The following is a 12,925-nucleotide window of genomic DNA, read 5'->3' as shown; positions in this document are numbered from 1 at the left end:
GTTTCATCCCATGAGTTTCGCTGCGGCTAACATAGTATTTTCAAGTAATGAAACTATAGTCATTGGACCAACTCCACCGGGCACAGGAGTTATCCAGGCTACTTTATTTACTGCTTTACGAAAATCAACATCACCTCTAATACTGCCATCGCTCAAACGATGCATTCCAACATCAATGACTATTTGACTTTCATTAAGCCAGTCGGAATCTATGACATCCATTTTACCTGTTGCTACAACAACGATGTCGGCAATTTCCACCAGTTTTTGCAGATTTTGGGTGAATTTATGGCAGACCGTAACTGTAGCTCCTGCGAGTAATAACTCAAGACTCATTGGCCGGCCAACAATATTTGATGCACCTATGACTACCGCATGTTTTCTTTTAACATTCAATTGATAATGGTGTAACAGATTCATAATGCCCAAGGGCGTACATGGCCTCAATAAGGGATTTCGCTGGGCTAGTCTTCCCAAATTATAAGGATGAAAGCCATCCACATCCTTTTCTGGTTTGATGTGTTCAATGATCACTGTTTCATTGATGTGTTTGGGTAATGGTAATTGAATTAATATTCCATCGATCTGTTCTGAGAGATTTAATTCGGTAATGAGTTGAAGTAATTGCTGTTGACTGGTTTCTGCCGGTAAATCATAAGAGTGGGATGTGATGCCCACTTCTTCACAGGCTTTTCGTTTATTATTTACATAGATCGTTGATGCAGGATCAGTACCAATGAGTACGACAGCCAGCCCCGGTGCTCGCTGTCCTTGTTGAACATGATGCTGCACTCTGAGTTTGAGTTCATTCCGGCGAAGAGCTGCTAATTCTCTGCCATCGAGTAACGATGCTGTCATAGTTTTTCCATAAAAATCGAGACTCTAATTATGAATTAGGGGGGTAGTTAATGCAATATATTAATTGGGCAGTCTGCGTAAAAAATTAAAATCTGGAATGAATGGCTGTTACAGCCATTCATTGCAAATGGATTAAAGTGAGTTATGCAAAATTAAAAATTAACCCAAATTCAACTAATTGTTCATTGGGTGACATATGTGTTGCTTTGATAACTACTCCGACGGGATCAAAAGTACTTGTATTAGTGCCATTATAGGTTATACGGCTATAATCCATACGCAATGCCAGTCGATTGGTAATATTCTGTTTTATACCCAATCCATAGCGAAAGCCATTTTTTTTCCTGGTGAAGTTAGCCAGGGAAATGTCAGAAGTATTTACTTGCAATGTGCTGTTAGTGAGTCCCAGGCGACCATAAAATAATGTATCAGGTGAAAATTGATATCCTGGAAGTACGCTAATGCCGAAAGTGTTTTTAAGTTTAATTACGGTCTGTATGAATGATTTGTGGATGAATTCAAAATTATAGCCGTTAGATTCAGTTGCACTGAGAGTACCGTTTGCTTCTGCGGCAAAATAAAATTTCTTATAGGCAAGTGCACCATATCCGGCAAAGAGTGAACCAAAAATGCCCGTAGCTGATGCATGTGATTTATTGATTACATCAAAATTTGCAGGATGTCCCGGGTTTGGTCCCGTGACCCGGGATCTCATTGCGAAATCAACTGTATCTGATCCCGTTCCAATTCCGGCATAAAATCCTGAGTTTGCTGATGAGGCCGCTAAAATAATCAGACCTGCCCCTAGTACTTGGGTTTTCCTTAACATGAATGCTCCACTTATTAATTAGAATCATGACTGTAACTTGAAATGTGAACAGGGACAATAGCTAGAGATTAACTTGCAGGCAAAGAGTTCTTCTGTATTAATTTAAAAGGGGACCAATGCATCTGGAGGTGAGAATCGCGCTGTGTGAACGTAATTGAATCAAGACATTTCTTCCAATGTTCTTAGATAGTTTTTCGCAAGCTGATAGGCTTCTGATAAATTGTGATGAACTTCTGGATGCATGTTCTGATCTACTGCTTCCATTTCATTAAAGCAGTCCAATAAGAAATCATTTAATCGTTTGCATTTTTCTTTGTTGCTGATATTCATCAAGTAGATTTCTTCAACTTCTATTTCCCTATTCATGGTGTCCTCACTTCTTTGGGTCTATAATTCCTTATTTGTTAATTATAGATGAAGGAATCAATTTGTAATGGATCTTTGCAAATAGAGGTAAGTTAACGTTATGATAAATTTGGTTAAAATATAAATTAATGAAAGGGAGTTGATTAATGTATCATATCGGATTAAAAATTATGGTTCTGGCTTGCAGTGTCATATGGATTTCCAACGATTTGGCTCACGCAGCATCCAGCGAAACAGCTCCTTTGGGTAAAACCATAAGTCAGGAAAAACAACAGCAAATGTCTCCCAAGCAGGCATTACTACGATTGAAAGAAGGGAATCAGCGATTTCTGGCGAATAAACAAATTTCTCGTGATTATTTAAAACAGGCCAAGATCTCTTCGTATGGTCAGTTTCCTTTTGCAGTAGTGCTCAATTGCATGGATTCACGCAGTGTGCCTGAGTTGATTTTTGATCAAGGATTAGCTGATTTGTTTACATTACGTGTTGCCGGTAATGTAGTAAATGATGACATACTGGGCAGTATGGAGTATGCCTCAGCGGTTGTAGGTTCGCGATTGATTGTCGTATTGGCGCATACGTCTTGTGGCGCTGTTTCTGGAGCATGTAAAGACGTCAAATTGGGGCATTTAACTGATGTTTTAGATAAAATTCAACCGGTTGTGAAACCCAGTATGGAAACTCTGGGCACTAAAAATTGCAGTGATGCACAGTTAGTGGATGCTATTGCCCAGGCTAATGCATTACATGTTGTCAGGGAAATTCAGGCCAGAAGTCCCATCCTTAGAGATTTGGTTAAAAGCAAAAAAGTTGGGATAGTTGCTGGAGTGCATGACATTAAAACAGGTCAGGTTCGTTTTTTTGAAGAAGAACGTTCTGTTCCTGAGTAACAGGTGATGGAGTTATAAATAAAACCTGCGACATCGTAGATTTCCAGCAAATAGACCCGTAGCCGTCAGGCAAGCAAGAAAATCAAATGTAGCCCGGATGAAGCACAGCGAAATCCGGGAGGCCTATGCGCAGCATAGTACATTTTAGTCGGTGCCCGCTTCGCGGGGCTTCCTGGATTACGCGCTTTGCACTTCATCCAGGCTACTTTAAATACAGAAATTGTGTAGCTTGAGGGTTATGAGTCACTTTGATCGATCCGGAGAACATCAAAAGTAGCCCGGATGAAGCGCAGCGAAATCCGGGAAGGCTATGCGCAGCATAGTACATTTTAGTCGGTGCCCGCTTCGAGGGGCTTCCTGGATTACGCGCTTTGCACTTCATCCAGGCTACTTTAAATACAGAAATTCCTCAGCCCGAATGGATAGCGCATAAACTGGAAACACACTCTTTAACTTGTTTATTCTAATGATCATTAATATATGCAGGTTTACCGTAGATATAGGTTGCCTTTATATTTTCCTCTGAGCCCAATGTCATTAAAATAAAGAGAAATTCAAAAATATCATTAACTTTCTCCCGTCTGTATTTTAAATACGGAGTTGCGTCCGCATCGATGACGACAAAATCCGCCTCTTTTCCTGCAGAAAAATTACCAATTTTGTCATCAAGCTGGAGGGCTTTAGCCGCTCCATAGGTTGCCATATACCATCGGGTCATGCTGGGTAACTGAACGCTGTTAAGCATGGAGACTTTATAGGCATCATCCAATACAGCGAACATGGAAAGACAATTACCAGCACCCCAATCTGTTCCCATTGTAATTTTGTCCGTGTATTTAACTGCTCTTCCAAAATTAAATAATCCACTGCCTAGAAAATTATTACTTAATGGGCACCAGGATATTATTGCTCCTGATTTTTTAAATAACTCAAGTTCTTCATGTGTTGTGTGGATGCAGTGACCAAATACAGTTCTGTCAGTGACCAGTCCAAAATGGTCATATACATCCATGTAATGTTTACTCTTGGGGTACAATTTTTTTACTTCAGCAATTTCTCTTAGGTTTTCATCTAAATGGGTCTGAATGTAGCAATCAGGATTCTCTTTTTTTAACGCACCACAAAGTTCCAGCATTTGCTGAGAACAAGACAGAGCGAAACGGGGTGAAATACAATATGAGAGTCTATTGGTATTGTGCCATCGTTCGATCAATTGTTTGCAATTGTCATAATTCTGTTCTGCAGTCAACTTTAGAGAGTCGGGCGAATTAATATCCATTAATATATTGCCGGTGATGAAGCGCATATTTCGACTGGTTAATTCTTCAAAGAATATATCCGATGCGCTATAAAACAAGGGACCATAGGATACGGCAGTAGTTGTGCCGTTTTTTAATAGTTGATCCAGGAAGAAATTTAAATCATTTCGCGCATGTTCATCGTCAATATAAGTACTTTCAGCAGGAAAAACATAATTCTCCAGCCATTCCAATAATTTCTCCCCATAGGCGGCAACAATGGCGCTTTGCGATGCATGCTGATGGGTGTCAATAAATCCAGGAGTAATTAATTTACCGGCATAATTGACAAGTTTGATGTCTTTAATTTTATTTTTTAAATCACTATAAGTGCCTGCTTCTACGATTTTTCCTGATTCTATAATCAGAAGCCCATCCTCAATGTATACGTACTGACAGTCTTCAGCTGATTGTTTGTCTTTATTCACAGGTACATTAGAAATAGTCGCTGTATCCTTGAAATAGAACAGTGAACCTCGGTATGCTGTTTTATCATTCATGTTATAACTCCCTATGAATTAAGATGGAGAACTGTCATTTATAAAATAAAGTAGCAGTATCGAAACCAGAATAAAGAAAGGCAGTATCCAGAGATAGGTAAAAAAGTCTGGTGACAACGCGGTTATAAATAGATAAGGAAGAAACATCATCAGGGTATTAAATAAGAACACGGCAGTATTTAATACGCTAATAGCAACTCCTCTCGTAGCATTTGTTGAACACTCACTTACCAAGGTATAAAACAACATGGAGCCTGAAAGAAAAAAACCTATAAGAAATGAAATGAGTTGAATGATGATTAGAGTATCCAAATTAAAATGTGGAAGATAAATCCCTAGTATTAGCGCCATAGTCCCTAGACACAGGGTGACATGAATTACCTTAACCCTTGATTTTATTTTATTTGAAAACCAGCCGAGGAAGGGAGTGCCCACACCAATACCAAAAAAAATCATTGCGCTTATCATCACGGCTTGAAGATTGGCAATGGAGTAATACATTTGAATTTTCAGATACCAAAGACCCGCGTAGGCCAGTAGAACACCGAAGGATGTAGCAGCTGCAATAGAACACAAAAGTATTTGTTTGTTTTTTAAAACGGTAATTAGGGACTGTTTTAAAGAGCAACCTTGTTCTCGTTTGTACTCATTGGGCGATTTTATTAATAACAGGGACAGTATAAATAAAGAAAATCCAAAAAGGGACAGATTACGGTAGATTTCATTCCAGCTGTGTGAAGCTAAGGCTAAAGTGAACCAATAATGAATGATGCCCGCTAAAGTACATGAGACGCCCTGGATTAAGCCAAATAATACAGGGAACTGTTTTTCAGAGAACCACTGCGATATGAGTACTGCAGCAGAAATAAATGCAAAGGATGCTCCAATACCCTGAATGAAATTGGCCAGAGTGAACAGGGTCAGATTATCTGCAAATGAAATCAGAACATTACCAGTCGCCAGAATAAATATGCCGGTACTGACTATATATCGCGCATTGAATTTATCCAATAAATAGCCTGCTGGTATCTGCATGAAGGCAAACCCGAGTATAAATGCACTTAATGCAACCGATACACTGATATTATCCGCATGAAGCGATGTTTTTATTGAATCAGCAAAAACTGCGGAAGCTGTATTGAGACAGAAGGAATAAACTACAAATAATGCCGCAATGAACCAAACGATGTATTTGTATGTTTTTAGCATGTAACTTCCTTGGATGCTTGTTGGATTGTAGGTAGATATGAAATGAGTTGCGACTGCATTATAAAAGGATAGCACAGATTCCAGTTGATTGTTCGTATTTTAATCACGCACTTTCAGGACAATCAGCTTGAAAAGTGCTCAAAAAAGATGTAAAATACTCATAGTCGATGATAAAATTGTAATAATAAAATAAGGGAACCTATGGGTTTTTCTCATGTTGAAATTAAACGAATAGATCTTATTGCCAGTACGGAACAAATTATTACAGATCTACAGAAACTAACACCATTGGAGCTGGCTTTGCTTAAAGCCACGAGTAAGAGTGTTGAAGCAGAAATACTTGATAGCCCTCAGCTAAGTGTATTATGGGTAAATAAATTCAACACTCTACGATTACAAAGAGATTCAAGTTTTCAATTTAGAGATCCATCTCCACTCTCCAGATCTGATTTTTATTGTGGCTATGTATTGTATTTAGCTGCCATGAAAGAAAAAGGAAAACAAAATAATAAGTATGAAGAGTATCTTGCACTTTCAACATTTAAATTTAATTCTTTCCATGCATCTCGAGAACTATTAAGCAATTTGATTACTGATTGTCATAAGATTTCTGAACAAAATATAATCGATAACCTAAACACAACTACAAATGTCCTAACTTCCAATTTACTTAAATTTAAAACTTCTGGTTGCTTATTGCTTGCAAATACTTATTTTTATCTTGCAGATTTTTATCAGAATCTCAAATTGGAAAATAAAGCTATTGATTGTTATAAAAAGTGTTGGGAATTAATACATTTAGCTGGATTATGGGAAGAATATTCAGAGACGCAAATTCATAATACTTATTTTGGTCATGGAATAAAAATGAGCAATGGATTTGGATTGTCTACAATAAATAAAATAAAAGACCATTTTCTTAAACGCTGCTCAGAGGCATTACCTTATACTTTACGACATAATTTGGAAATGCAAGCTCTTAAAGAGTTCGAGACACAAATGCAACAAGAACCAAACTGTATGCCTCAGTTTGATGATCAGCCTTGTGTGAAAGGCGGTTGTTCCAGTTCAAGAGGAGTATGATAATAAGTACAGCCTTGCATGATCAAGGTCAATGATTACTTAAGCTGCTGACTATTCAGCCCTCCTTTCTACCTGACGCGGCTTGTCCTCGGCATCCAGACGATCCTGCTTAACGTAACATTTCTTCCTGTAAATCACGCCGAATTGATTTGTTCGATTAGGTATATTTTAAACATTACCCTTTTGAGCGGCTCTGATATATTGCTTTGAATCGTCCAGAATTTCTTCGCTAAGCGACCGCGATAGTTTATGTGGCAGAACACGGCTTTCTGAAGCACAACTTGAACTAAAAAACCCTATATTTGGAGCTGAAAGCGATAAACTAAACCGAGAAGGTCTAATATCAGCAAGATGACTTAAGAGTTCTGTCTGGGCGAGTACAGGATCAAACTCATCAAATAAGTCCTCAGGTGTTTCTCTAATAATTAACTCACCGAGTCCAACGTTTTCTAATAGATGATCTGCTGCATTTTTTAATGAAAATCGTTCTCTTAATAATTTTTGAGCTTCTACCACTGTTTTGTAATTATCTGATAATTCTCGAGTGGTATGTAACTGATTAACTTCTCTTGCAATTATTGAGTCCAGAATTTCTTTGGGGTCTCTAGACTCTGGTTTACGCTTATAATCTGAGTCTGGATTTTTACGAAGCCATCTAGGAAGTATCGCGTCGGGGCCATGCTGCGCTTTATATTCTTCTTCACGCTTTAATAAACTATATTTTCCATATCGATATTCTCCAATATCAACTGCAGCACCATATTGGCCGGATTTTGTATATATATCATCGGTAACGGAGCCAAATTTTGTGTAAACAATGCCAACGTCTAATACGCTGATAATCGCTGAACCATTATTTCTCATTCCCATATCATCCATGCGGCAAACGTATTTACAGCTTTCTTTAAGTTCCAGTAATTCATGAGATTCACACCAAGGATGTATTTCGATATAGGGATTATTAAGTACAGTCGTTCCCTGGGTAACCTGATTATTTAATTCATTTACGAGACCTTTCCAATAATCTCTGCGCTGACTGTTATTAAAATAATTATTATATTGATGAGTGCGCTGATAGTCCTCAACCACACTTGCTCCAAATCGTTCTTCAACGATATGCTGCATTAAGTCTTTATCCTGGGGATCACCTGCCAGTTTAACAATGGGTATTGCATTGATTTGATTGTTAATCGTTTCTGCATCGGCTTTAATTAATCGCGCCAAACTTAAGGCTTCTTCAAAACCTTTACCAGGTCGAATGGTTCCAAAGGACAATATATTCGGTTTTCTACTTATTACATCAAGAGGATGCGACGGCGCGGTACTTAGCTGCTGTGATGCAACTGTTAATCCTGATTTTCTTTCCAGATCATAGGGTTCGACAGGGAATTTATCTAACTCGAAATCACCAACCTCTCTTGCCTTTTTAGCAACACCTGAAGGCTCATCTGTATTTCGCTTATCACAATCGCCGTAGGTAGCAGCAATGATTGCATTATCCCTGTCCATTTCATTAAAAAATTGTACAGTATTAGCCTGGCGCATTAAGTCATGGGTATATTGCTGTAAATAACGTCGGGTATAATTTTGCTTGTACTCATGAATGGTGATATTGACTTTAATACCGGCTTCCTGGAATGTCAGAATATCTCTTGGAGAGATGAATACACCACAATCCGGCGGGCGTATATGAATATCAAGATAGGTATTATCATCAATAGGCTGCATACTATTTATAATGTTACTGATTACATGATGTTTCACCGGATCACGTTGGTTGGCTTGATAAGCCAGGTGAAATCCTTCTGCTGCGCTAAATGTTCTTTTACTATAAAAACCATTAAGACCTGTATTCGATGTCACAAATGGTTCATCTTTTTTTAAAATCAGTGTTTGTAAATCTGAAATTAGTTGCGCTCTTTCTTTTTTGTTTAACAATATATTTTGGGTATTCTGCAGTTTATTGCTAATATTTGTATAAATTTCTATCGCTTTCTCAACATCAGCTGAAGGTGCAAGATCCACACCCATTAATGAAGGATTTAACAAGGCATTAGAAAACTGAACTTGGTCGTGGGTTAATCTATATCCATCCAGGAAAACAGCATTAACCCAACTTACTTTATCGGCGTACTCAACGTTGGGATCCTGAAACAGGCTGAAACCATGGGGATAAGCTGCTGCTACAGATTGACGAATACTTAAAGAGTTTAAGTTAAAGATGATAGTATCGATTGAGTCCTTTAAAAGATTCAAATCATATAGAGTTCTAAATGTCGTATCGTTTTCTAAATCATAGGGTAGATTATTACTATGTAAATCAAAGGGATAATCTTTAATTCCAGTGAGAGTATCCGATAATTTCTCTAGTTCTTTCAAATTAATTGGATTTTCAAAATGCTGAAATAAATTTGAAAAAATTGTGTACGCTTTACGATGTCTTGTTTCAAATTGTGCATCTTCTAAATGTGCTTCGATGTATTCATTTAGACTGCAGTACTGTTGAATTCCTTCTATATTCAGCTTATATAATTTAACCAGATGATTTTTTTTAGAGTTTTGTTTTTTGAATTTGCTAAGCTCATGTGCATTATTTGCAGTAGCTCTTGTTAATATTCTTAATTTAGTATCTAAAGTAGACAATATGTCAGAAACTTTTTCTCGATTTAATTGGATGGGCTTCTGAGAATAAATGTCCATAATGGTTAGTGAATGCAGGATATCATCATGTCTTACAATAACTTTGGGCGTTTTAGGGCTAACTGTTTGTTTATTAATTTCTTCCACTTCGACGGTTGGTGAAAATGGGGTGTCTAATTTATAACCACTTATCGTTGTTCTTTTATTAGCAACTGGCTGCAAAACCTCAGCACTTGGGATGGTTTCATGAGGAATTGATGTAGATTCAGCTGGAAGTGGAATTGCATAATGCCCCATATTCCTTTTTAACCATGTACATTGTATGGCCTCGTAATTTTGTACAAAGCCGGATGTTAAAGAGGCTGCATATTGTCCATCACCTGTTTTTGCCTCTTCATCAAAAGGTGCTGTCAGTAGGTAAATTTTAACCATAAAATACCTTCTCAAAATGAAACTATATATAACAATTATATATATTGATTATTAAGTTAACATTAAGGTGATTTAAGAAACTTCTCGGCAGGGGAACGTAGCTGATACAATTGACTTTATCCTGATGTAATCCATTCATTTAAACTAATTTTTTTGAGAGAGGAACGTCGCTCTAGAAATCTAGCGAGTGAATTAATAAGTATTTTATTGCATTGAATTTAAACAACAGTTGATATTTCTTATAGAATATTATGATGTTTTCTTGAATAGACTGACATATAGTGTTAATTTTTATGAATAAAAATATCCATCTATCACAGTGTGCATGGAGCTCTGATTGAAAAAAACTGTTCTGCATGCGGCTATATTCGCGTTGACTCTACCTATGTCTATTTATGCTATAGGTCTGGGAAACATGACAGTAAAGTCAGCTCTTGATCAACCATTTTCTGCGGAAATAGAATTAATAGATGTTGGATCAACGCCTTTGCCCGGAATAAGGGTAGGGCTGGCTGATCCTGAAAATTTTGATGAAGTAGGAATTGAACGCACAGCTATATTATCTTTACTCAGTTTTAGAATTGAAAAAAACGCGCAAGGTAAATACATAATCCTGGTTCAATCCCAGGAACGCATGACAGAACCTTATATTGAATTGGTTGTGGATTTAACCTGGCCCCAAGGGCAGTTATATAAGGCATATACGGTTTTGTTAGACCCTCCGGGGTATCAATTGGTCTCCACTACTGCACAAAGTAGTCCAACACATTATAAAACGGTACAAAAACATACTTATGAACCTGGTGTAATTAATAAAACAATAAGTACCAAAGTTGAACATAACCCGTTAAATTTAAATGACAGTAAGAAAAAAGCGACTTACGGACCAACGATTACGAATGAAAATGTGTGGCAAATAGCACTAAGATATAAAACATCAGAGATCATTTTACCCCAAGTTGTTCTTGCTATAGTAGGAGCAAACCCCGATGCATTTAAAGAGGGTAATTTGAATGGTTTAAAAATAGGGGTACGTTTAGTAATCCCGAGTACTGAAGAAATTATGCAGGTACCAGCTGATCTGGCCACGGAAGAGGTCATGGCTCATGATAAAGCTTGGAATGAGAAAACATCTGTAAATCATGTTTTATCGCCGCCTTATATGAATGGAAAAACAATAATTTCCAGTCCTCCTGTGAATAACTCGCAGATTCCGACCATTCCGAAAATGAATATACAGGCTGAACCAACACAAGGATCTGCAACGCAGTTGATTCCTGTAAATACAGCACTTCCTGTGATGAATACCAATCAACAACACTCTATACCCAATAATAATTCCCCTCAGATTAGTGATCGGGATGCAACAACCCGAGCTGAGTTATCCATTACAACTGCTGCGGTTGAATCAGTTAGAGAATCTAATGCATTACTGATGGAGCAATTACATTTATTGCAGGATCAAAATAAGAAATTACAACAAAAGTTAGATAAGCGGGACAAAGAATTTGAGCAATTGCAGGCTCAAGTACAAGTGATGATGAAACAAAGATTTGCAGTGGCTGCTCAGGCAAGTTCTTCAAATTCCAATAATTCAACTACTAGTTATTGGCCATTCTTTTTATTATTGCTTGTAGCTGCAGGCGGTGGTGGATTTGCTTATTGGTATTTCATACTTCGAAAACAAGAAACCGAGGAATCTCCCTATTTAACCGATACCCCAATTGAGCCTAAGCCATTTACTCCTTTGGTCAAGCCTGTGCCTTTAATAGTTGAAGAATCGATTACTGAGTCTCAATCCAATCCTGAAGCTATTCCCGCTGATGTCCAGAGGGAACAGACAAAAACGGAAGTGGTGGTTAATGAAAATAATGAGGCGTTGGTTGAGGTGAAAAAGGAGCCAGCAGCTGAACAAAATGCCCCAGAGATTGAACCTGAAGCGAAGCTCGAGACCGAGGTGTCTCCGGAAAAAGTAATAAAAAAACGTTCAGGCAGAAAAAAGAAAGAGACATTGAATGAACCGTTGATTGAACAGGATTCAAAGGACGAACTTCATAAAGATGACCAGGAGAGCGTTATTGAACCCTCCGAACGCGTTGATCAATCCCCAAGTGAAGAATCTGTTAATCCAGAACAATTGAGTGCGGTTCAACCGGAACGTTCTCTTATTGAGGTTCACCCTATACAGAATGAGAATCAACCCGATGAACCCGTTCATAAAATACTAACTGAATCAGCCAGTGAAGAAGAATTACCAGAAAACGATGTATTGGAGTTTGAGGCAGGATTGCATGAGGCACTCCAGGATCAATCGACTCAGCAGGCTACTCAAGATAAAACTTATGAAGATCCGGATAAAGACATGTCTTTAGATTTTGTTTCGTCGTTATCAGAGATCCCAGTAAGTGATCGTGATGATAAACCAGTCGATGAGGATAAAGGCGAAGGAGAGCAAGTAACCGACTCATTCAGTAATCAAGAGAGTCCGCAACAATTTGAGAAAGTGGATACTTCAATCGATAAATCAATTACCGACTTTTTTGTAGATCCGTCACAGGAAAAAATGAACTCGGATGGTGAGGATCTAACTGATGAATCAGCCATCAAACCAGAATCAGAATTAACAAATGAGTCTGCGAATCCATTAAAAAGTACCAAGGCACTCAACACCTTGTTGGATCTTGCAAAAACTTATATTGGAATGGATGATTTTGAATCTGCCAGACATTCTCTGGAGGAAGTCCTTGAGTACGGTAGTGAACAACAAAAAGCAGAGGCTCAGGGGTTGCTGGAACAAATTAAAGATAGATGAGATGTAGG

At 37.9% G+C, this 12,925-nt stretch carries 9 protein-coding genes; 3 read left to right on the top strand and 6 right to left on the bottom strand.

The features are described from left to right. Positions 1–3: 3 nt before the first annotated feature. The 3 genes from folD to Lqua_RS15920 all read right to left on the bottom strand — a co-directional run bounded on the left by folD (position 4) and on the right by Lqua_RS15920 (position 2,053). The gene (gene folD, locus Lqua_RS15930; RefSeq protein WP_058475276.1) at positions 4–858 is read right to left on the bottom strand and encodes a bifunctional methylenetetrahydrofolate dehydrogenase/methenyltetrahydrofolate cyclohydrolase FolD; all 855 of its coding nucleotides are present in this window, start codon (positions 856–858) and stop codon (positions 4–6) included. A 142-nt stretch (positions 859–1,000) separates the two neighbouring features. Continuing rightward, positions 1,001–1,687: an outer membrane protein gene (locus tag Lqua_RS15925; protein ID WP_058475275.1), complete on the bottom strand. Its 687-nt coding sequence runs from the start codon at positions 1,685–1,687 to the stop codon at positions 1,001–1,003. A 159-nt stretch (positions 1,688–1,846) separates the two neighbouring features. After that, positions 1,847–2,053, bottom strand: a complete 207-nt coding sequence (locus Lqua_RS15920) for a hypothetical protein (RefSeq protein ID WP_058475274.1) — start codon at positions 2,051–2,053, stop codon at positions 1,847–1,849. 170 nt (positions 2,054–2,223) lie between these two features. Here Lqua_RS15920 and Lqua_RS15915 point away from each other — a divergent pair, with 170 nt between their 5' ends. Next, positions 2,224–2,943, top strand: coding sequence for a carbonic anhydrase family protein (locus Lqua_RS15915; protein WP_420798068.1), 720 nt, complete (start codon positions 2,224–2,226; stop codon positions 2,941–2,943). Between the two features lie 463 nt (positions 2,944–3,406). Here Lqua_RS15915 and guaD read toward each other — a convergent pair whose 3' ends face one another. Together guaD and Lqua_RS15905 are read right to left on the bottom strand one after the other, a co-directional pair. Next, a complete protein-coding gene (gene guaD / locus Lqua_RS15910; protein ID WP_058475272.1) occupies positions 3,407–4,741 on the bottom strand; it encodes a guanine deaminase in 1,335 nt (444 codons plus the stop codon). 18 nt (positions 4,742–4,759) lie between these two features. Beyond that, positions 4,760–5,950 (bottom strand): MFS transporter, encoded by a 1,191-nt coding sequence (locus tag Lqua_RS15905; protein ID WP_058475271.1) that lies wholly within the window; start codon positions 5,948–5,950, stop codon positions 4,760–4,762. Positions 5,951–6,151: 201 nt separating this feature from the next. Here Lqua_RS15905 and mesI point away from each other — a divergent pair, with 201 nt between their 5' ends. Then, a complete protein-coding gene (mesI, locus tag Lqua_RS15900) occupies positions 6,152–7,033 on the top strand; it encodes a Dot/Icm T4SS effector metaeffector MesI (protein WP_058475270.1) in 882 nt (293 codons plus the stop codon). A gap of 168 nt (positions 7,034–7,201) precedes the next feature. Here the strand turns inward: mesI and sidI are convergent, their stop codons facing one another. Further along, complete coding sequence (gene sidI, locus Lqua_RS18405) at positions 7,202–10,105, bottom strand: Dot/Icm T4SS effector Ceg32/SidI (RefSeq protein ID WP_065240194.1); 2,904 nt, start codon at positions 10,103–10,105, stop codon at positions 7,202–7,204. Positions 10,106–10,442: 337 nt separating this feature from the next. Between sidI and Lqua_RS15890 the strand changes: the two genes are divergently transcribed. Continuing rightward, positions 10,443–12,917 (top strand): FimV/HubP family polar landmark protein, encoded by a 2,475-nt coding sequence (locus Lqua_RS15890; RefSeq protein ID WP_058475269.1) that lies wholly within the window; start codon positions 10,443–10,445, stop codon positions 12,915–12,917. Positions 12,918–12,925: the final 8 nt, after the last annotated feature.

The organism is Legionella quateirensis, from assembly GCF_001467955.1.
Lineage (GTDB): Bacteria > Pseudomonadota > Gammaproteobacteria > Legionellales > Legionellaceae > Legionella > Legionella quateirensis.
The sequence above is the reverse complement of the archived record's forward strand: the minus strand, read 5'-3'. Positions and strand labels throughout refer to the sequence as shown.

Coding starts and splice junctions, on each gene's coding strand:
- guaD (WP_058475272.1), bottom strand. CDS start 4,741: ATGAATGATAAAACAGCATACCGAGGTTCACTGTTCTATTTCAAGGAT.
- mesI (WP_058475270.1), top strand. CDS start 6,152: ATGGGTTTTTCTCATGTTGAAATTAAACGAATAGATCTTATTGCCAGT.
- sidI (WP_065240194.1), bottom strand. CDS start 10,105: ATGGTTAAAATTTACCTACTGACAGCACCTTTTGATGAAGAGGCAAAA.
- Lqua_RS15925 (WP_058475275.1), bottom strand. CDS start 1,687: ATGTTAAGGAAAACCCAAGTACTAGGGGCAGGTCTGATTATTTTAGCG.
- Lqua_RS15920 (WP_058475274.1), bottom strand. CDS start 2,053: ATGAATAGGGAAATAGAAGTTGAAGAAATCTACTTGATGAATATCAGC.
- Lqua_RS15915 (WP_420798068.1), top strand. CDS start 2,224: ATGGTTCTGGCTTGCAGTGTCATATGGATTTCCAACGATTTGGCTCAC.
- folD (WP_058475276.1), bottom strand. CDS start 858: ATGACAGCATCGTTACTCGATGGCAGAGAATTAGCAGCTCTTCGCCGG.
- Lqua_RS15905 (WP_058475271.1), bottom strand. CDS start 5,950: ATGCTAAAAACATACAAATACATCGTTTGGTTCATTGCGGCATTATTT.